This is a genomic window from Halomonas sp. N3-2A (genome assembly GCF_002216165.1).
Taxonomy (GTDB): Bacteria; Pseudomonadota; Gammaproteobacteria; order Pseudomonadales; family Halomonadaceae; genus Vreelandella.
The window spans coordinates 948,756-968,809 of the sequence record NZ_CP022286.1; the positions used below are offsets into that span (position 1 = coordinate 948,756).

A 20,054-nucleotide genomic window follows, 5' to 3' on the forward strand; every position below is an offset into this window, starting at 1 on the left:
GTGCGGGTGAGCACAGTGAGCAAGGGATCTCCTCATGTCTTACCGTTTTCATTCTACTGCCACGCTGGCGGCATTTGCGATGGCCGCATTGCCCATGGCCGTTCAAGCCCAATCTAACGCGCAGTCTGCTGCGAATGCATTAAACCCCGTTGTTGTTACCGCCGCACTAGCCCCGCGTACTGCTAATGAAAGCCTGTCCTCGGTTACCGTACTGGATGAGGCAACGTTACGCCGTCAAGATCCGGTAAGTATTACCGACCTGTTCCGCGGCCAGCCCGGGGTGGATGTTTCCACCAACGGCAGCTTTGGCAAAAACAGCAGCGTGTTTATTCGCGGCAGCGGTAGCGGCCAAAATGTCCTGTTGATCGACGGTATTCGTCTTCGCTCCGCCACTAGTGGTGGTTCTGCTTGGCAGTATCTGGAGCCGCGTATGTTTGATCGCGCCGAAATTGTGCGTGGTCCGCGTGGCAGCCTTTATGGTGCCGACGCGATTGGCGGCGTTATTCAGCTGTTTACCCCCCAAGGCGAAGAGGAGGGTCCGCAGCCGCGTATTTCTGTCGGTGGTGGTTCGTTTAATACCCAGCGCCTGAGTGCCGGTATTAGCGGCAAAGAGGGCGGCACCCGCTATAGCTTTGCCGCTAGCCATTTCACCACAGATGGTCAACCGATTCGGCGCGATGGCGACGATAAGGGCTATGACAACACCACGGCGTTAGCGCGGGTTTCTCACACTTTTGCAAGTGGTGCAGAAGCGGGTGTGTTGGCGCTCCGTGCCCGTGGTCATAACGAATACGATGGCGGTGAAAACGACTTCGTTCAGCAGGTGGCGGGTATCTATGGCGAGCTGCCGATAACCGATAACTGGCGCAGCCGCTTAACGCTTAGCGAATCTCGTGATGAAAGCGATAACATCAATAGCTTTGGTGACTCAGTGTTTAACACCAAGGTGAGTACCGCGCGCTGGGAAAATACCTTAACAGCCGGTGCCCATGAGCTGATTGCAGGCGCTGAATACAGCGAAGACCGTGTTAAGAGCACCACGGCCTACGATGAAACTAGCCGTAGCAACGTGGCGGTATTTACCCAAGCCTTGCTCGATTTTGCACCCTTTACTGTGCAAGCCAGCTTGCGCTTTGATGACAATGAGGCTTACGGCGAAGAAGTCACCGGCAGCGTAGGCGTGGGCTATGACGTAGACGGCCACCACACCTTGCGTGCCAACTACGGTACAGCCTTTAACGCACCCACTTACAACCAGCTCTACTACCCAGGCTTTGGTAATCGCGACTTAGAGTCTGAAACGTCGCAAAGCATTGAGGTAGGCGTGCGCGGTCAGTATGCCCACTGGTTCTGGGATGCGGCACTCTATCAAACCGATATCGACAACTTGATTGCTGGTCAGGGGTTGCTGTTTAACGTACCCGAAACCCGTATTCGTGGAGCTGAGCTGGCTGCAGGCGTCGAGCTGGACGATTGGACGCTAGCCGCTGCGCTGACCTACACCGATCCTGAAAACCGCCTAACCGGTAAGCGCCTGCAAAACCGTGCCTCACAAAGTCTTCGCTTAGACGTAGACCGTGAACTGGGCGACTGGTCGGTGGGTGGCTCCTGGATTGCTCAAAACCACCGTTACCGCGATACGCAGAACCAAGATCGCCTCAGCGGTTACGGGCAGGTTAACCTGCGCGCAGGTTGGCAGTTTGCCCCGTTATGGAGTGCGCGTGTAACGTTGGAAAACGTGTTGGATCAAGATTACATTACAACGCGCTCGTTTGATGGTGCCGACTATCTTAACGCAGGCCGTGCAGGATTCTTAAGCGTTCACTATGGCCAATAAAACAGCGAATCAGACATTGTTTAAACATCGCGGGGCCACTGGCCCCGCACTGTTGTTAAGTCGATTGATACTAAGCTTATCGATGCTCAGTGGTGTGGTTGCAAACGTCGTATTGGCAGATGACCACAGCCGCTGCGCGGTGGATGATCGTGAGCGTGAAGTGTGTCTATACACGCCAGCTCAACGTATTGCCACGCTCTCGCCAGGGGCGACAGAGCTGACCTACGCTGCGGGCGCCGGGGATCAGGTGGTGGCTGTGGTTAGCTACAGTGATTATCCACCGGAGGCCAAAGAGGTTGCGTCTGTTGGCAGCCATACGCGCATTGATTTAGAAGCCCTGGTAGGGCTGGCGCCTGATTTAGTGATCGGCTGGGTAACCGGAAACCCCGCTGAACAGCTGGAAACCCTTGAAGCGCTGGGTATGCCGGTGTTCTATATTGAGCCTAGGAATTTTGAGGGAGTGGCCAGCGCAATTGAGCGTTTGGCGAGACTGGCTGGCACTGAAACTGCCGGGCAGTCAGTCGCTGATAATTTCCGGTCGAGGATGGCTGAGCTGGCAGTTCGTTATCGTGATCGGGAGCCAGTGCGCACCTTCTATCAGGTGTGGGACGAGCCGTTAATGAGTGTCAATGACGCACATCTTATCGGCCAGGTGATCGAGATCTGTGGCGGTGTAAATGTGTTTGGTGAGCAGGCGCGGCTAGTGCCACGTATCGATGATGAGGCTGTCCTGGCGGCAAACCCTGAAGCGATTGTTGCCGGAGGGATGGGGGAAGAGAATCGCCATTGGTTGACCCACTGGGAGCAGTACTCAAACGTAACGGCGGTTGCCGATGATAATCTCTTTTTTGTCCCGCCTTCTTTAATTCAGCGGCCTACTCCACGCTTGATGGAAGGCAGCCAAATTCTCTGCGAGAAGCTTGATATCGCCCGACAAAAACGCGAGCGCCATTAAATGTTAGCACGACTGGGCTTCCCGCTTGGCCTGTTGCTGCTGGTGGCACTGGCTTCTCTGATTATCGCCCTTGGTATTGGTAGTGCGCAGCTTTCCCCTGGGCAAGTTTGGCAAGTGCTTCTCGGTCATCTTGGTTATATCGGCCAGGACGAGGGCAATGCGCTGGCGCGTACTATGGTGCTGGAGCTGCGCTTGCCAAGAGCACTTTCGGCTTTTGCTGTCGGTGGATTGTTAGCGGTAGCGGGTGCTCTGATGCAAGTGCTGCTGCGTAATCCTCTTGCAGACCCTTATGTGCTCGGGCTTTCCGGTGGTGCCTCGATTGGTGCACTTGCTGCCATGCTGGGGGGGCTGGGCGGATTGGCGATTTCAGGCTCGGCGTTTGGCGGTGCGCTAGTTTCGACGTTATTAGTCTTCGGCTTGGCCCACGGCAGCGGTAGTTGGACCCCTTCGCGGTTACTGCTAACCGGGGTAGTGGTTGCGGCAGGCTGGGGCGCGGTGATCACTTTGATGTTGGCACTGAGCCCTGCTGAGCGGTTACCGGGCATGCTGTATTGGCTAATGGGCGATCTTTCCTACGCGCGCGCACCTTGGTCGCCGCTGCTGCTGTTACTGGCTACTTGTGTGGTACTGATGCCCCTTGGACGCAGCTTAAATGTGCTGGCCCGTGGCCCGCAGCAGGCTGCTGCGCTGGGCGTTGCCGTCCGGCCACTTGAGTGGTGCATCTATATTGTCGCCAGTTTGTTAACCGCCGCGGCTGTTACTACGGCGGGCAGCATTGGCTTTGTCGGCTTGGTAGTGCCACATATGCTGCGCCTATTGCTAGGTAATGATCAGCGGTTAATCTTACCGGCCTGTGCTCTGGCTGGGGGCACCTTACTGGTGCTGGCCGATACACTGGCGCGCACAATGATCGCGCCGGAACAGCTGCCGGTAGGAGTGATTACCGCGCTATTAGGTGTGCCGACGTTCCTCTTTCTGCTTTATCGGAGCCGCTGATGAGCCGTTTGGTTACCCAAGACCTGATCATCAACGTGCCAGGAAGAGGCGATGGCACGGCACTGAATATTGCCATCGAACCAGGGCAGGTCTGGGGCGTGCTCGGCCCCAACGGAGCGGGTAAAACGACGCTGCTGCACACTTTGGCAGGGCTAAACGCGCCGCGCTCCGGGCAAGTGCTGCTGGGGGAACAGCCCCTTGAGACGCTGAGCAGGCGGCAAGTTGCGCAAATGTTGGGAATTGTCTTCCAGGAACGCTTGGATGGTTTTCCCGCGACTGTGCTGGAAACCGCACTGATTGGTCGCCACCCCTATCTATCGCTGTGGCAAATGGAGGGAGCAGATGATTATGCCCAAGCCGAAGCAGCGCTTGAACGGTTAGACGTTGCGCACCTGCGCGACCGTTTGGTGAGTACGCTTTCTGGCGGTGAGCGCCAGCGTGTGGCGATGGCCACGGTACTGACTCAGGCTCCCAATATCTGGCTGGCTGACGAACCCACCAACCACCTCGACCTACACCACCAAAGCGCAGTGATGGCGCTGATGGCCCAGCAGGCAGCCCAGGGCAGTGCGGTGATGATGTGCCTGCACGATTTAAATCTAGCCGCCCGCTGGTGTGACCATCTTTTACTACTCTACCCAAATGGCGACGCCTATTGGGGCACGCGAGACAGCATGCTGGTGCCCAGTGCATTAGAACGCCTTTACCAGCAGCGGCTGGCGGTGGCCGAGGTTGAAGGGGCACCGGTATTCGTGCCCATAAAGGAGTGATGACAAGCTTAGCTAGCTCAACAGTTAGCGCTCGCTGCTACGTTAGCGGGCATCTAATAAGGGGGCTGGTTTTTGCTGTCGCTGGTTTGGTTGACGCTGGCGGGACATCAGAAACAGGCCTGAGCCCACCAAAACCCCGCCAATCACTTCATGCCATGCCGGGTGTTGTCCGATCAATATAAATGCAACCAGGGCGGCAAACAGTGGGCAGAGAAACAAGAAGCCGCTTGTATGTACGGAGCCGCCAATCTTTAATGCTGCAAACCAAAGCCCGATAGCCCCAGTCGATGCGGGAATTGCCAGCCACACAAACATTCCCCAGTGGTAAGCATCCGTCGGCAGGGAAAAAGGTTGTTTGCTGCAGGCAGCTATCACCATAAGCAGCAGGGAGCCAATCAACATCTGCCAGAAAGTGACTATCCAGGGTGAGAGCGTCATGGCAAATTTCTTACTTAACACGGTAGAACAGGCCCAGCAGGTAGATGCCAGCATCACCAATACTTCTCCACGCCCGACTCCGTGGTAGCCGTCAACGTCGATCCCAATACAAATAACTACTCCAATAAATGCAGAGGCTAAGCCGAATAAGGCAAACGTCGAGGAGCGCTCGCCTAAAATAAACCATGCCAAGACAACCACCAGTAGAGGATTACTGGCCATTAGAATGGCCGCTATTGAAGAGCTAGTCGCCGTTAGTCCGATGTTAAGTAGCGACATGACGCCGGCTGTTTGAAAACTACCAATTATTAGCAGTTTTACCCAAGGAAGCTCTTTAAGAGATAGTTTATGCCTGTGCATTTGGATAAAAACAAAAGGCGACAAGGATACTGCTGCGACCAGGAAGCGAGCAGACGCTGCCCATAACGGCGACATCTGCTCCATAACGAGCTTAGTGCTGACAAAAGAAGACCCTTGCAGGAATGTAGATGCGATTATCAGAACGTAATAGTGGTCAGTGAGTGACGTTAGTGAACGTTTCATATTCCTCTACCGATTATTTCAAGAAGTAGAGAAACGATATCAATCTCACTCGGATTCTATTCTTCCATGCGAGACAACTTTGTTTGAGAACAGGACAGATCGTTTAAATACTCGCGGGGAGATTTACCCGTGACACGTTTGAACATCACGGTAAACGCCCCTTGTGAAGCATATCCTAGATGCTCTGCAACTTGGCTAACGCGTTGCCCGGTGCTTAACCCCGACATGGCACTGACAATGCGTACCTGCTCTCGCCATTGAATAAAAGAAATACCTGTCTCAGTGCGAAATAGTCGGGATAGTGTCCGCGTCGTTGCTCCCACTTCATTCGCCCAATCTGCCAGTGAGCGCACATCCCCCGGATGTTCCAGCAACGTATCGCAGATCTTTTTCAAACGCTTATCTCTGCCCATGGGCAGTTTTAATCCACACTCGAAGGCCTGCTTCATCTCTTCTAATGCTAGCCGTAGCAAGCGCTCTTCGAAGCTGTCTGGATGATAGGTGATTGAAAAAGAGGAGGCCCTAATCAGCAGCTCGCGTAAAAGCGCAGTGACGCCTATTCCTACCGGATGACTGGGCAAGTTCAAGGTGAACGATTCGACATTGACATATAACGTCCGCAAACAAACCGCTGTGCTGGCGCGCATTTCATGTTCTACGTAAGGAGGCATCCATACGCCACGAAACGGAGGTAATAACCAGTATTCATCGCGGGTACACAGTCTCATCGTACCTGTGCTGGCATAGATTAACTGTCCACGCTGATGTTGATGGGGAGGGATGTGATGGCCCGCAGGGTACTCTTTAAACATCGACACCACAGGGTTTTTAGCATTTTCCCATTTGGCAAGATGCGCATTTGGTGGATGGTCAGTACTCATTTGGGCCCCAATATCTTAACCAAGAAAACGCCTCACTATACCCTGAGGTATCGCCACCTTTTACTTGGCTTTTACCTTATGTCATTTACCCCAAGTCATTGACCCTTTGCTAACGTTTCTAAACAGCATTGCGAAAACGCATGACCTGCTTGCCATCGACAGGGTCATCGATCACGTGGGCATGCACACCAAAGGTCTGTTGTAGCCTACTGGCGGTGAGTATGTCGTGGGGTGGGCCACTATCGATCAGGCGGCCGCTATCCATAACGCCGATTCGGTCGCACTCCATGGCTTGGTTAAGATCGTGCAGGGAAATAATCACCGTAATCGGCAGTTGCCTGACCAGTTCAAGAATCGACAGCTGGTGGCGAATATCCAGATGGTTGGTGGGTTCATCCAGCAGCAGGATCTTAGGCTGTTGGGCCAATGCCCGAGCAATATGCACGCGCTGGCGCTCACCGCCAGAAAGTGTATGCCAAAGCCGGTCTGCCATATGCGCCATATCAACATCTATCAGCGCTTTAGCCACGATGGCATCATCTTCAATCGACCAGGCGCGTAAGGCGGAAAGAAAAGGCGTGCGACCCAGCGCGACCACTTGGCGCACGGTAATTCTATCGGTGGTGTCAGCCTGTTGCTCAACCAAGGCAATAGACTGAGCGATAGTGCGTTGTTTGAGGGCGTGTAAAGGCTGGTTATCAATCCGCACCTGGCCTGTCTTTGGTTTGTTCAAACCGGCCAGCAGACGCAGCAGGGACGTTTTTCCCGAGCCGTTGGGCCCCACCAGACCAAAGGTCTGACTGGGCTCTACAGTCAGGGTGACGTCAATGACCAGTGGCGTGCCATGTACCGCCCAGGTGAGTTGTTCTGCGGATAATTGCATTAATGCCTCTTGCCACGGACAAGAATAAGCGCAAAAGCGGGTGCGCCGATTAGTGATGTAATCACCCCGATGGGAAGCACCTGACCAGACACTAGAGTGCGCGAAAGAATATCTGAACCGATTAAAAATACCGCGCCAGCAAGCGCGGTGGCGGGTATCAAACGCGTGTGTTGGCTGCCGACAATAAAGCGCATCGCATGGGGAATCACTAAGCCAACAAAGCCAATCGCTCCTACGATGGAAACCATTACCGCAGTGACCAGCGCCATCGCGATAATCAGCATACCGCGCACCGGGCGCACAGCAATGCCCATAGACGCGGCGCTATCGGCCCCGAAGGTAAACGCATCCAGGGAACGGCGGTGCCATAGGCAAACCACTAGCCCGAACAGCGCGGCAGGCACCGCTAGGGTAGCATCAGCCCAGCGCACCCCGGAGAGATTGCCCATCAGCCAAAACATAATGCCCCGCGCCTGTTCAGCACTTGCTGACTTGGTAATGATAAAAGCCGTCAGTGCATTAAACAGCTGCGAACCTGCAATCCCCGCCAGAATAATTGCTCCTGCTGCCTGAACGCCACGCCCACCACCAACACCGCTGTTGGCCGCATGGGCGAGCATCACTACGATGCCAAAGGCGAGAAGGGCGCCAGCGAAGGCACCCAACGATAACGACAGCATGCCAGCGCCTAACCCAGCAACTGCCACCGCAACGGCACCCGTAGAGGCTCCAGCAGAAATGCCCATTAAATAGGGGTCGGCTAGGGGATTGCGCAGCAGGGCCTGCAATACCACTCCCGCCAATGCCAAGCTGGTGCCGCAGCAAGCGGCAACGACGGCGCGACTGAGGCGGTAGTTCCAGATAATACCCTCGTCGATTCGGTCAACCGGGTAATCGCTGCCAAGTAGCTGGTTGGCAAGTACTTTGAGAATCGTATCAATGGGAATTGATGTCTCGCCGATGGCGGTGCCCGCGATGAGTGCGGCCACCAGCACAAGAGGCGTTACCCAAAGCCAGCGCAGCCCGAAGCGTCTAGCAGTCGGCCGTGTTAGCGCTATGCTCATGTGTTAAAAGCCATCTCAGTTGAAAGACATCGTCGACAGCGCTTCGGCGAGTGACTCAAGGCCGTAAATACTGCGCATAGTGGCGCTCATGGCATGGGCGTCCATCTCTACGATGCGGTTATTTCGAACCGCCGTCATTTCGCGGGTAACCGGGTCGTTGTGTAGAAACTCACGCTTTGCTTCGATGTCGTCAGCAGGAAAACGGCGACGATCCATGGCGGCGATAACAATCACATCGGGGTCAGCCTGGGCGATGCTTTCCCAGCCAACGGTGGGCCACTCTTCATCAGACTCAATGACATTGCGAATGCCCAGCTTGTCCATCATATAGCCGGGTGCGCCCAGTTGACCGGCAACAAAAGGGCTAACTCCCAGATCCGTTGATGAAAACCAAAAGACTGCCGACAGGTCTTCTGGCAAATCAAGGCTGCTTGCCAGGTTGATAGCGTGTTCTTCACGGGCGTTTAGGTCTGTCACCAGGGAGTCACCAGCGTCTTGAACATCGTAAATTTCGGCTAGCTCGGTGATCCCTTTATAGATCGATTCCGTCGAGAAAGCGGCGGTGCGGGTACCATCGCCACCGGTAGAGTTATCCTTGGTGTCGCAATCGGCGGGCATGATGTAGGTGGCGATACCAAGTTCATGAAACTGATCTCGGCTGGCCACGCTCCCGGTAGGCCCCACGTGCCACTCGTACTGCACCGCAACCAAGTCTGGGCGTTTATTGACCACGGCTTCGAAGCTGGGGTCGTCGTTAGCGATTCGCTCGATCTGTTCATTGACGTCAGTAAATTGCGGCAAGACCGGATTAAACCAGACTGAGGTGCCAACCACGCTATCAGCGAGCCCTAGTGAGTAAAGGATCTCTGTGGCCGATTGACCCACCGTTACCGTTTGCTCGGGGGGCGACGCCACACTTATCTCTACGCCGCAGTTGGTGAGTGTGAGGGGGTAATCGGTAGCGGCGTAAGCCGCTTGGCTAAGGCTTACAACACTGGCAGCTACCGCCGTGGTCAATCTCAACATCATGTACACTCCCGTGCATGATGAGCGATGCGTCCAGCCAGAAAAAAATATCTGGCCGAACTGTCTCGCTCGATTAATTAACATGGTCGGCAGGTCTCCTGACTGACGGGTCATGGCTAGCTCGCCTTCCCAGACAATACGTCCAGTGGCTCATTGAGCATCGCTAACCGCCTACAGTTGCGGGGGCAGTTCCGTTTCGCGGCTAAGCCGCAGCGGATTCTCTATTAAGTTCCGTGAGGAACACCGACGGCAGCTATTCTAGGTGGCGGGTAAGGGTAGAACAACAAAAAGCCCGATCTTTCGGCTAAATTTGACATTAAAGCCATTTTTTTCATTACGATAAGACAAACCAAATCTTCTGTGGCTTGGTATTCTTAAATGTCATATCAATTTGGCCTAGTGTCGAAATTAGGCCTGTCTTACCGTGTGCTAATAGGCACTGTCTTCTAGGGTATGCTTGGCACTAAGCTGGCTTCAAAGCCGCGCCTTCCTCTATACTGCAACGTTTTATTTCATCGCTTCCTTATGAATGGTTTTATCATTACTTACCAAATCATCATGAATAAAGTTCAAGCTTCGGGCATGCTCTGCATGGGAGGTTCGGTTGAGTGACTTTCCCTTTGTAGGTGTTGTCGGCCAAGAAGCGCTGAAAACCGCCTTGCTGCTGAATGCGATTAATCCGCGCATTGGCGGTGTGCTGATCAGCGGCCCTCGGGGCAGTGCGAAATCCACCCTGGCGCGGGCACTGGCGGCGGTTTTGCCTAACGACACCAATGGCAAAAAGCCACCCTTTGTCACCTTACCCCTCGGTGCCAGCGAAGACCGGCTAGTGGGAAGTCTTGATTTGCAAAAGGTGCTAGCCGAGCAGCAAGCCACTTTTCATGAAGGACTCCTCGCCAAAGCCCACGGCGGGGTGATGTATGTCGATGAAGTTAATCTGCTGCCGGATATGCTGGTTGACCTGCTGCTAGACGTGGCCGCTAGTGGGGTCAATATCGTTGAGCGTGATGGCATCAGCCACTCACACTCGGCGCGTTTTAGTTTGATTGGCACCATGAACCCTGATGAGGGCGAGCTGCGGCCGCAACTGCTCGACCGTTTTGGCCTCTGTATTGAACAGGCTGACCGTGTCAGCGTTAAACAGCGCATTGCGATTGTTCAGCAGCGCGAAGCCTTTGACCGCGACCCTGAGGCTTACATACAACAGTTTGCGGTAGAGCAGGCAGCGCTGACTCAGCAGCTTCACCATGCCCAACAGGCACTAGCGTCAGTGACTAGCCAAGACTGGGTGTACGAGACCATTGCTGCACGCTGCGAAGCCGCAGGTGTTGAAGGGCTACGGGCAGACGTTACCTGGCATCGAGCCGCTCAGGCTCATGCAGCCTGGCGGGGGGCGGAAAGCGTCAGCCAAGTAGATATCGATACGGTGGCGCCCTGGGTGCTGGCACATCGTCGAACCCAGCCGCCAGAGCAACATCCGCCGTCCTCCCCGCCTAATCAAACGCCTTCAAATGGGGAGGGCGGATCGTCGTCAGCTAATAAAGCGCCCACCGGCGGATCATCCCACCAAAATGGTGAGCAGGGCCAGTGGGGCGCTATGCCGCCTGTAGCACAGGAGTCCATTAACCAGTCAGCGGTTAACCTGCCCGAGAGCGATAGCTTTTCCCCGCGTGCGCAACGCGCCGATACGGCAGCTAGCACAGGCAAAGGAAGTGTTTCCGGTCGAGGGCGCTCTCAGGCGGAAACCTCGCGGCTAGACGGATTTGCGACGCTGATCGCCAATCGTGGCCAGTGGCCTTGGTGGCAGTTAAAAATGCGCAAATCTCGCGCAGGGCAGGCGATAGCCCATCTGGTGCTACTGGATACCTCTGGTTCCACCTTGGGGCAGCGCTTGTTAGGCCAAGCCAAAGGGCTGGTTGAGTCACTGGTCACCCAAGCTTATGCTGCGCGGGAGCAGGTCGCGGTGCTGGGGTTTGGTAATGGTGGCGTGGTGTCGCTACTGTCACGTCGTCGTGCTCCCAAAAACGCGCGGGGCACGCTTGATCATGCCAAGGGCGGCGGTGGCACGCCGCTGCGGGAAGCGATTGTTGAAGCCAAACGGCTAATTCAACAGTGGCAGCGCCGCGAGCCTGGCTTACAGGTACGTACTTATTTGATTACCGATGGCCGCACACGGGAATCTGTTGACGACCTCGCCCCGCTAGGTGATTGCCTGCTGATCGATACCGAGCAGTCGAGAGTTAAACGCGGGCAGGGCGTACGCATCGCCCAGCAATTAGGCGCCCGTTATTGGCCAGCCTCGTTTGGTAAACCCTCTTTGGCACATCCTGTTTTCGCACATTCTGTTTTTGCACATCAACCTGGGGAAAGCCCATGAGTGACGCTAGCCATCTAAACCGCATGCAGCGCAAAAAAGACGTGGTCGATGAGCGCATTAGCCGCGCCACCGAAGAGCGCGGCGTGCTGATACTGCTTAAAGGCAACGGCAAGGGCAAAAGCAGCTCGGCCTTTGGCACCATGGCGCGTTCATTAGGGCACGGTCAGCAGTGCGCGGTCATTCAGTTTATTAAAGGCCGCCGCGAAACCGGCGAATACCTGTTCTTTCGCGATCATCCCAAGCTTGATTGGCACATCATGGGCCATGGCTTTACCTGGGAAACCCAGAACCGTGAGCGGGATATCGCAGCCGCTCAAGCCGCCTGGGCCGTCGCCAAAGGGCTGCTGGAGAACCCTGCTTATCATATGATCGTGCTGGATGAGATGAGCTACATGTTCAAGTACGGCTATCTCGACCCCGAGCCGGTGGTAGAAGCGCTTAAATGCCGCCCGGCGCACCAGAACGTGATCATTACCGGGCGCACCATGGCCACGCCGCTCCAAGAGATCGCCGATACCATCAGCGTTGTTCAGGATGAGCGCCACGCGTTTCGCGGCGGTGTCAAAGCCCAGGCGGGGATCGAATACTAATGAGCACGCCAACCGCTCGCTGCCCCGCGCTGTTTATCGCTGCCCCGGCTTCTGGCCAGGGTAAAACTACCGTCACGGCGGGCTTGGCGCGGCTGCTGCGTAATCAGGGCAAGGTGGTGCGGGTGTTTAAAACCGGGCCTGATTATCTGGACCCGCAGATATTGGCTCAGGCGTCAGGTCAACCGGTAGATCAGTTAGATTTATGGATGGCAGGCGAAGCCTACTGCCGCCAGCGTTTTTATGATGCCGCCTGTGAAGCGGATTTGATTTTAGTGGAAGGTGCCATGGGGCTGTTTGATGGCGAGCCTTCTAGCGCTGATCTGGCGGCCTTGTTTGCTATTCCCATGGCAATTGTCATGGATGTAAAAGGTATGGCACAGACCGCTGCCGCGCTGGTCTCTGGGCTTGCCAGCTTTCGCGACGACATCCATATCGCCGGGCTTATCGCCAATGCCTGCGGCTCGCAGCGCCATCGCGAGCTGATCGAATCAGCGCTGCCAGCGACGATTCCTTTGCTGGCAGCTGTGCCACGAGACCCTGATTTAGCGCTCCCCGAACGCCATCTTGGGCTGGTGCAAGCTGCGGAGATTCGCGAGGATTTAGAGGCACGCTTTGAAGCGGGTGCCCGAGCGCTGGAAGCGGCGGGGCTGCTGGAAGCGCTTGCAGCACTGCCACCGGTGACTTTTGCCGCTCCGCAAGAGCAGCTTGCGGCCGTTAAGCCTGTACTTAAAGGCCGCACCATTGGCGTAGCTCGTGACGCCGCCTTTAGCTTTATCTATCAGGCCAATCTCGACCTGCTAGAGCAGATGGGCGCCACGCTGCGCTTCTTCTCGCCGCTGACGGATAGCCGCCTGCCGCAATGCGATGCGCTGTGGCTGCCGGGAGGCTACCCGGAGCTTCACGCCCAGCAACTGGCAGGTAACAGCGCCATGCGTTCGGCCATTGAGGCTTTCTATCGCGCCGGCAAGCCCATTCTGGCTGAGTGTGGCGGCCTGCTGTACTGCCTGGAAACCCTGACTGACTACGACGATATCATCCATCCCATGCTCGGCTTGCTGCCTGGGCAGGGGGCGATGCGCGGTCGGCGCGGCTGTCAGGGGATGCAAACTGCCGAATTGCCGGAAGGCCCGGTTCGCGGCCATGCGCACCACCGCTCTATGGCAGAAGGCACTCCCGAGCCGATTGCTCATGGCCGTCGCCAGCGCCACCCCGCACCGGGGGAAGCAATTTACCGCCAAAAGCGCTTAACGGCGACCTATTTACATCTGTTTTTCCCCAACAATCCTGACGCTGTGGCGAGGCTTTTTTCCGCCAGCCCGGCGCACTGCGAACTGCAGCACAGCGAGGCATTTACCCATGCAATTGAATAAGATTCCCGCCACGGTCGTCACCGGTTTTCTCGGCAGCGGCAAAACCACGCTGTTGGCCAATATTCTGCGCCAAGTCACCGGCAAGCGGATCGCCGTGATCGTCAATGAGTTCGGCGAGCAGGATATCGACTCTAGCCTTTTGCGCAGCTGTGCACTGGGGTGTGAAGAGGGTAATGAAGGCGGGCAGCTAGACGGGGAAGACGGCAGCATCTATGAGCTGGCCAATGGCTGTATCTGCTGCACCGTAGAAGAAGAGTTCCTGCCGGTGATGAAAAAGCTGGTTGCCCGCCGCAATGATATCGACCACATTCTGATCGAAACCAGCGGCTTGGCACTGCCCAAGCCGCTGGTGCAGGCGTTTAACTGGCCCGACGTGCGCCAGCACTGCACCGTCGATGCGATTATTACCGTGATTGATGGCCCCGCGGTAGCCGCTGGCCGTTATGCTAGTGATGTGGATAAGGTCGAAGCCCAACGCCGCGCTGATGAAAGCTTGGATCACGACCCCAGCCTGCGCGAGCTGCTTGATGACCAGCTAAGCGCGGCAGATCTGGTGCTGGTCAGCAAGGCGGACCTGCTTAGCCCGGAAGAGCGCACGCAGGTTGAAGCGGTAATTCAGTCACGGGTGAGCGAATCGGTAAAAACGCTGTTTATCGATCAGACCCAGACCACCGACACCGCCCAGTTGGAAGCACTGATGGGCATTGGTGCGGCCAGCGAAGAGCATATCGACAGCATCACCAATCACCACGATAAGCACCACGCTGAAGGCGCGCACCACGACCACGCCCACGATAACTTTGATTCCTGCGTGATTACCCTGGGTGAAGTGGATGGCGACGCCCTGGCCAGCAAGCTGCAGCAACTGCTGAAAAGCCACGAAATTTACCGCGCCAAAGGCTTTGCGGCAATTCCGGGCAAACCCATGCGCCGGGTTATTCAGGCGGTTGGCGAGCGTTTGGAAGGTTACTTCGATCGGCTTTGGAGCCAGGACGAGACGCGCCAGACCCAGCTAGTCATTATTGGCAAATCGCTGGATAGCGCCGCGCTGCGTGACGCGCTAACTGAGGCAGAGGTTCAAACGGCCAACTAATGCACTTATTTGCCGCCAAGCCCGGAGGCTTTGTCGATGATGAAGGCATTATCGACCTGCAACAGAGTCCCGCCGAGGTCGTGATAATGTCCGCCGCTGATAGCAATCTATCGGCACTGGCTCAGGCGGTTGACCGCCTGGGTGAAGCGTACCCCTCGGTACGGCTAGCCAACTGGATGAATCTAGTAAAACCGGCGGCCTACGATCTCTATGAAGATCGGGTGCTGGAGAACGCCCAACTGGTCGTCGTTTCACTGCTGGGCGGTAAAGCCTACTGGCAGTACGGCCATGAGCGCCTGCTGGCCTGGGCGGCAGCCAAACCCGAACGCCAGCTGATTTTGGTGCCGGGTTGCGACGCACCTGATGATGCCCTGTTAGAAGACTCCACCATCGCCTTTGATGGCGCTTACCGGGTGTGGCGCTATTTAAGAGAAGGCGGTGTGGATAACGCCGAGCAACTGCTGCGCTTTATCGCCAGCGAATGTTTTTCGCTTTCTCTAGCTTGGCAGGAGCCGAAAGTTATTCCGGCCGCGGTGATTTATGCGTCGCAAGACCAGCAGGCGCTAAGCCTTAGCGAGTGGCGCGATCGTCAGATACAAGGGCGGCCGGTGTGCCTGCTGCTGTTTTATCGCAGCCACTTGCAGGGGGCGAATACCGCTGTCCCAGACGGATTGTTGGCCGCGCTGAGAGAAAAAGGCCTAGAGCCGCTAGCGGTAGCCGTGGCGTCCCTGAAAGAGGGGCCATGCATTGATTTTATCAACCACCTGATTGAGCAGACCGGCGCCATGCTGGTGATTAATACCACCAGCTTTGCGGTCAATCGCAACGCCGACGGGCTGGATGCTCTGGGTGAAAAGCTACCCGACAGCCTGTTTGTTGGGCGACCCGTGGTACTTCAGGCGATTCTTGCCAGCAATACCTCGGAAGACTGGCAGGACATAGCCGCCGGACTGCATAGCCGCGATGTGGCGATGCAGGTGGTGCTCCCCGAGATGGATGGTCGCATTATCACCCGGGCGGTGGGGTTTAAAGCCGAAGCCCACTACAACCAGCGCTGCCAGCTGGCGGTGACCCACCACGTGATTCATCCAGAACGGGCCGCCTTTGTCGCTGAGCTGGCGCGGCGCATCTGTTCGCTACGGCTAACCCCCAATGGGCAGAAGCGTATCGCGCTGATTATGGCTAACTACCCCAATCGCGATGGCCGGATCGGTAACGGGGTCGGGCTGGATACGCCCGCGTCGACGCTGCAGATTCTAGGCGCCCTGAAAGAGACGGGTTATCCGTTAAGCGAGCTACCGGAAAATGGCGATGCGTTGATCCGCCAACTTCAGGGCGCGGTGACCAACGATCACGGCAGCCTCGACCAGCGCGCCTGCTGGCAGAGTATCAGCGTTGATGATTACCTAGCCTGGTTTAAAACCTTGCCCAGCGAGCTGCAAGAAACCGTATGTACGCGCTGGGGGACGCCTCACGAAGACCCCAAATGCCGCCAGGGGCGTTTGATGATCGCCGGTATTCGCTTAGGCGAAACCTTTGTGGGGATCCAGCCGGAACGCGATTTTATCGACGATCTCACCCAGTCCTATCACGATATGGAGCTGGTGCCGCCCCACAGCTATCTGGCGTTTTACTACTGGCTGCGCGAGCACTATCAAGTCGACGCGGTTATCCACGTGGGCAAGCATGGCAACTTAGAGTGGCTGCCGGGTAAAAGCATCGCCTTGAGCGCGGACTGCTGGCCGGATATTGCCCTGGGGCCGCTGCCGCACTTTTATCCGTTTATTGTTAATGACCCCGGCGAGGGTGCCCAGGCCAAGCGCCGCAGTCAGACGGTCATTATCGACCACCTGATGCCGCCGCTAGCACGAGCCGAACTCTACGGTGCTGTGGCCGAGCTTGAAGCGCTATGTGATGAGTATTATCAAGCGCTGGATATGGACCCGCGCCGGGAAGCGTTGATACGCAGCCAGATTCTCGCTCACCTGCGTGATACCGGTATCGATCAGGAACTGGCGCACGCCGTCGACGGTTGTGAAAACAGTACTGATGATGCCGACATTCTCAACGAGCTGGATACCTTTCTGTGCGATATCAAAGAGTCGCAGATTCGCCATGGCTTGCACATACTCGGCACGCTGCCGCCTGAAGAGAAGCGGGCGGGCACCTTGGTGGCGCTGCTACGGCTACCCCGTGGTGAAGCGGTGGCCAGCCGCGGACTGCTGCACAACCTGGCTAGCGACCTGGGTTTAGACTTTGATCCGTTAGCCGCTGGCAACGAACCTTGGCAGGAGCCTAAACCCGTTGTTCTAAGTGAGCTGCTCGATACCCCTTGGCGCACCGGCGCGGATACCCGCGAGCGCCTTGAACTGCTGGCCGAGCGCTGGGTGGCCGACTATGTATTAGCCCCTGGTTGCCTGGAGGAACTGGCCCAAGATTACCCCAACACGGCGGAGCAACTGCGCTATGCCCGCGACCAGCTATGGGTCGCTATGCAGCGCGGCGTCAAGATGGAGATTCAGTCGCTGCTCGACGGCCTAGAAGGTATCTTCGTTCCCGCTGGGCCTAGCGGTGCGCCCAGCCGAGGGCGGCTAGATACGCTGCCCACCGGGCGTAACTTTTTCAGCGTCGATAACCGTTCAATTCCATCGCCTGCCGCCTGGACGCTAGGGGAAAAGTCCGCCCAGGCGTTTGTTGAGCGCTACCTGCAGGATAACGGCGACTATCCGCGCCGTTTGGGGCTTTCGATTTGGGGAACCGCCACCATGCGTACCGGCGGCGATGACATCGCCCAGGCCTTCGCGCTGATGGGCGTGCGCCCTAAATGGTCGCTGGGCTCCCAGCGGGTGAGTGATTTCGAAGTGATCCCCTCGATGCTGCTCAATCGGCCAAGGGTTGATGTCACGCTGCGGGTGTCTGGGTTCTTCCGCGACGCTTTCCCCAATGTGATCCGTCTGTTTGACGCCGCCGTGCAAGCGGTGGCCAGTTATGAAGAGCCGGGTAACAGCAACACCATCCGCGAGGCGGTGCTTGCTCGCCAGCAAGCACTGGAAGACCAAGGGCTAAGCCCAGAGATGGCCGCCCAAGAGGCAAGCTACCGTATCTTCGGCAGCAAGCCCGGTGAGTATGGCGCGGGCTTGAACCGGCTAATTGAAAATCGTTCTTGGGACAGCGCCGACGATTTAGCCGAGGCCTACATGGATACAGGTGCCTACGCCTACGGCCAGTTCAAGGCTTCCGGCACTGCTGCGCGGGCGGCGTTCGAGCAGCAACTCCAAGGGCTGGATGCGGTGATGCAAAACCAGGATAACCGTGAGCACGATATTCTTGATTCCAATAGCTATTACGCTTTTCAGGGCGGCATGGCCAACGCCACGCGCTCGCTAAGCGGAAAAGCACCGACCATTTATCACGCCGACCACGCCAATCCCGCGGTGCCCAAGATTCGCACCTTGAAAGAGGAGCTGGCGAGGGTGATTCGCTCGCGCGTTTTGAATCCCAAGTGGATCAATGCCATGCGCGAGCACGGCTATAAAGGCGCGTTTGAAATGGCGGCCACGGTGGACTACCTGTTTGCTTACGATGCCACCACTGATCTAGTCGCCGACTACCAGTACGCCCAGGTGAGTGACGCCCTAGTGCTCGACGCTGCTAATCAGCAGTTCCTGCGTGAGCACAACCCCGCAGCCTTAGAAGAGATGGCCGAGCGCTTACTCGAAGCCGCCCAGCGAGGCATGTGGCAAGCCCCCGGCGAACATGGCCAGGCGCTACAAGATCTGCTGCTGGAAATGGATGAAGCCAAAGAGACGGGGCACTATGACCACCAGCCCGCGCATTAAAGGTTGGTGCCCCGGCGCGTGGCGGCCCATGGCTACTGGCGATGGCCTGTTGGTGCGTGTACGCCCACCGCTGGGCCAGCTTTCACGGCAGCAGGTAGTGGCACTGTGCGAAGCCGCCGAGACCTTTGGTAGTGGTTTAATCGAGCTAACCAGCCGGGCCAATATTCAACTACGGGGAGTGACCGAGGCCAGCTGGCCTCCGCTGATGGCCTTTCTGGTTGAGCATCAGTTGGTGAACGACGACCCGCAAGCAGAACGCCAGCCGCAACTGATGCTGGCACCTGCTTGGCAAGAGGGCGACGACACTCATACCATTGCCCGCCTGTTGCAAACGCGGGGCAGCGAATTAGCGCCCATGCCCGGCAAGATCGGCATTGCGATTGATACGGGAAAAGCCCCGGTGCTGTGCGATAGCGCTGCTGATTTTCGTATTGAGCGCTCGACAGAAGGCGGTTTGATAGTACGTGCCGATGGCTATGAGTGTGGCACGGCGGTGAACGAGCCCGAAGCCGCCGTTGAGCAGCTAATACGCCTGACCCACTGGTTTGTGGACAGCGGTGGCTGGGACTCTGGGCGCATGCGGCGGCACACAGCACCGCTGCCTGACTGGGCGACCGCTGATACTGCCCCCGCATCCCCTGGCGAGAAGCTGGCGCTGGGCGAACATAGCAACGGTATGGTGGTGGGGCTGCCTTTTGGCCGGGTAGCGGCTAATACGCTGCGTGAGACTGTCTCCCAGACAAGTGGCTCTTTAGTAAAGATCAGCGCTGTGCAGGTCACGCCCTGGCGGCGCTTATTGTTGAAAGATTGCGATACACTACCCGCGGTTGATGGCTTAATCCGTCATAATAGCGACCCGCGGTTAGCGATGGACGCCTGCCCCGGCGCACCTTATTGCGAACAGGCGAGTGTTGCCACCCAGCCGCTTGCCGAACGGCTAAGTGGCTGGGTGGCAGCAAGCGTACATATATCCGGGTGCGCCAAAGGCTGCGCCCGCCAACGGTCAGCAGCGCTGTGCCTAGCCGGCCGCGAAGGGCGCTTTGACGTGATTGTTAACGGTCGCGCCGATAGCGCACCGGTTAAGTCAGGCCTTACTGAGAGTGAGGCGTTGGATGTTATTAAAAAGCTCAGCGAAAGCCGTTAGGGAGCCTCTGATTAATGTGATGAGCGCAGGCCAGACAAGGCAAAAATTAACGAAAAAGCGGAGTTTACGAGTTGTAAATGAGCATTTTGAGGCGATTTTTAACGCAGTATGGCCAAGCGTAATAGTTAATCAGAGGTTGCTTAGGTTTATCGAGATTAAAAAAATAGTAGCTTATATGCTGGATAGCTGAGTGCCAGGGCAGGTTGTAGCGAGGGTCTTTCGACATGGATGTCGAAAGTAGCGCCCAT

General features: G+C 56.7%; 15 protein-coding genes and 1 riboswitch. Of the genes, 10 read left to right on the forward strand and 5 right to left on the reverse strand.

The genetic code is table 11. From position 1 onward, the window contains the following. Window positions 1–34 precede the first annotated feature (34 nt). From CEK60_RS04330 to CEK60_RS04345, 4 genes are read left to right on the forward strand one after another with little or no spacing between them, the layout of a single operon-like run. Window positions 35–1,837: a TonB-dependent receptor domain-containing protein gene (locus CEK60_RS04330; protein WP_089037981.1), complete on the forward strand. Its 1,803-nt coding sequence runs from the start codon at window positions 35–37 to the stop codon at window positions 1,835–1,837. Then, complete coding sequence (locus CEK60_RS04335) at window positions 1,827–2,792, forward strand: cobalamin-binding protein (protein ID WP_089037982.1); 966 nt, start codon at window positions 1,827–1,829, stop codon at window positions 2,790–2,792. The genes CEK60_RS04330 and CEK60_RS04335 overlap by 11 nt, the downstream gene beginning before the upstream one ends. Then, on the forward strand, window positions 2,793–3,788 hold the full coding sequence (locus CEK60_RS04340; protein ID WP_089037983.1) for a FecCD family ABC transporter permease: 996 nt from the start codon (window positions 2,793–2,795) through the stop codon (window positions 3,786–3,788). It abuts the gene before it with no gap. After that, window positions 3,788–4,558, forward strand: a complete 771-nt coding sequence (locus CEK60_RS04345) for an ABC transporter ATP-binding protein (protein WP_089037984.1) — start codon at window positions 3,788–3,790, stop codon at window positions 4,556–4,558. Before CEK60_RS04340 ends, CEK60_RS04345 begins: the two co-directional genes overlap by 1 nt. Before the next feature lie 42 nt (window positions 4,559–4,600). Here the strand turns inward: CEK60_RS04345 and CEK60_RS04350 are convergent, their stop codons facing one another. From CEK60_RS04350 to CEK60_RS04370, 5 genes are all read right to left on the reverse strand, one after another. Continuing rightward, on the reverse strand, window positions 4,601–5,539 hold the full coding sequence (locus tag CEK60_RS04350; protein WP_089037985.1) for a DMT family transporter: 939 nt from the start codon (window positions 5,537–5,539) through the stop codon (window positions 4,601–4,603). 56 nt (window positions 5,540–5,595) lie between these two features. After that, complete coding sequence (locus tag CEK60_RS04355) at window positions 5,596–6,420, reverse strand: AraC family transcriptional regulator (protein WP_089037986.1); 825 nt, start codon at window positions 6,418–6,420, stop codon at window positions 5,596–5,598. Window positions 6,421–6,538: 118 nt separating this feature from the next. Then, on the reverse strand, window positions 6,539–7,303 hold the full coding sequence (locus CEK60_RS04360) for an ABC transporter ATP-binding protein (RefSeq protein ID WP_089037987.1): 765 nt from the start codon (window positions 7,301–7,303) through the stop codon (window positions 6,539–6,541). After that, window positions 7,303–8,367, reverse strand: a complete 1,065-nt coding sequence (locus CEK60_RS04365; protein ID WP_089037988.1) for a FecCD family ABC transporter permease — start codon at window positions 8,365–8,367, stop codon at window positions 7,303–7,305. The genes CEK60_RS04360 and CEK60_RS04365 overlap by 1 nt, the downstream gene beginning before the upstream one ends. 15 nt (window positions 8,368–8,382) lie before the next feature. Beyond that, window positions 8,383–9,396 (reverse strand): ABC transporter substrate-binding protein, encoded by a 1,014-nt coding sequence (locus CEK60_RS04370; protein ID WP_089037989.1) that lies wholly within the window; start codon window positions 9,394–9,396, stop codon window positions 8,383–8,385. 68 nt (window positions 9,397–9,464) lie between these two features. Further along, window positions 9,465–9,656, reverse strand: a riboswitch (cobalamin riboswitch). A 341-nt stretch (window positions 9,657–9,997) separates the two neighbouring features. Between CEK60_RS04370 and CEK60_RS04375 the strand changes: the two genes are divergently transcribed. From CEK60_RS04375 to CEK60_RS04400, 6 genes are read left to right on the forward strand one after another with little or no spacing between them, the layout of a single operon-like run. Further along, window positions 9,998–11,770 (forward strand): AAA family ATPase, encoded by a 1,773-nt coding sequence (locus CEK60_RS04375; protein ID WP_089037990.1) that lies wholly within the window; start codon window positions 9,998–10,000, stop codon window positions 11,768–11,770. Further along, complete coding sequence (gene cobO / locus CEK60_RS04380) at window positions 11,767–12,360, forward strand: cob(I)yrinic acid a,c-diamide adenosyltransferase (protein WP_089037991.1); 594 nt, start codon at window positions 11,767–11,769, stop codon at window positions 12,358–12,360. The genes CEK60_RS04375 and cobO overlap by 4 nt, the downstream gene beginning before the upstream one ends. Next, a complete protein-coding gene (locus CEK60_RS04385) occupies window positions 12,360–13,730 on the forward strand; it encodes a cobyrinate a,c-diamide synthase (protein ID WP_089037992.1) in 1,371 nt (456 codons plus the stop codon). Before cobO ends, CEK60_RS04385 begins: the two co-directional genes overlap by 1 nt. Beyond that, on the forward strand, window positions 13,717–14,823 hold the full coding sequence (gene cobW / locus CEK60_RS04390) for a cobalamin biosynthesis protein CobW (RefSeq protein WP_089037993.1): 1,107 nt from the start codon (window positions 13,717–13,719) through the stop codon (window positions 14,821–14,823). Before CEK60_RS04385 ends, cobW begins: the two co-directional genes overlap by 14 nt. Continuing rightward, the gene (gene cobN, locus CEK60_RS04395; RefSeq protein ID WP_089037994.1) at window positions 14,823–18,662 is read left to right on the forward strand and encodes a cobaltochelatase subunit CobN; all 3,840 of its coding nucleotides are present in this window, start codon (window positions 14,823–14,825) and stop codon (window positions 18,660–18,662) included. Before cobW ends, cobN begins: the two co-directional genes overlap by 1 nt. Then, complete coding sequence (locus CEK60_RS04400) at window positions 18,640–19,806, forward strand: cobalamin biosynthesis protein CobG (RefSeq protein ID WP_089037995.1); 1,167 nt, start codon at window positions 18,640–18,642, stop codon at window positions 19,804–19,806. Before cobN ends, CEK60_RS04400 begins: the two co-directional genes overlap by 23 nt. The last annotated feature ends 248 nt before the right edge of the window (window positions 19,807–20,054 follow it).

Coding starts and splice junctions, on each gene's coding strand:
- CEK60_RS04330 (WP_089037981.1), top strand. CDS start 35: ATGTCTTACCGTTTTCATTCTACTGCCACGCTGGCGGCATTTGCGATG.
- CEK60_RS04335 (WP_089037982.1), top strand. CDS start 1,827: ATGGCCAATAAAACAGCGAATCAGACATTGTTTAAACATCGCGGGGCC.
- CEK60_RS04340 (WP_089037983.1), top strand. CDS start 2,793: ATGTTAGCACGACTGGGCTTCCCGCTTGGCCTGTTGCTGCTGGTGGCA.
- CEK60_RS04345 (WP_089037984.1), top strand. CDS start 3,788: ATGAGCCGTTTGGTTACCCAAGACCTGATCATCAACGTGCCAGGAAGA.
- CEK60_RS04350 (WP_089037985.1), bottom strand. CDS start 5,539: ATGAAACGTTCACTAACGTCACTCACTGACCACTATTACGTTCTGATA.
- CEK60_RS04355 (WP_089037986.1), bottom strand. CDS start 6,420: ATGAGTACTGACCATCCACCAAATGCGCATCTTGCCAAATGGGAAAAT.
- CEK60_RS04360 (WP_089037987.1), bottom strand. CDS start 7,303: ATGCAATTATCCGCAGAACAACTCACCTGGGCGGTACATGGCACGCCA.
- CEK60_RS04365 (WP_089037988.1), bottom strand. CDS start 8,367: ATGAGCATAGCGCTAACACGGCCGACTGCTAGACGCTTCGGGCTGCGC.
- CEK60_RS04370 (WP_089037989.1), bottom strand. CDS start 9,396: ATGATGTTGAGATTGACCACGGCGGTAGCTGCCAGTGTTGTAAGCCTT.
- cobO (WP_089037991.1), top strand. CDS start 11,767: ATGAGTGACGCTAGCCATCTAAACCGCATGCAGCGCAAAAAAGACGTG.
- CEK60_RS04385 (WP_089037992.1), top strand. CDS start 12,360: ATGAGCACGCCAACCGCTCGCTGCCCCGCGCTGTTTATCGCTGCCCCG.
- cobW (WP_089037993.1), top strand. CDS start 13,717: ATGCAATTGAATAAGATTCCCGCCACGGTCGTCACCGGTTTTCTCGGC.
- cobN (WP_089037994.1), top strand. CDS start 14,823: ATGCACTTATTTGCCGCCAAGCCCGGAGGCTTTGTCGATGATGAAGGC.
- CEK60_RS04400 (WP_089037995.1), top strand. CDS start 18,640: ATGACCACCAGCCCGCGCATTAAAGGTTGGTGCCCCGGCGCGTGGCGG.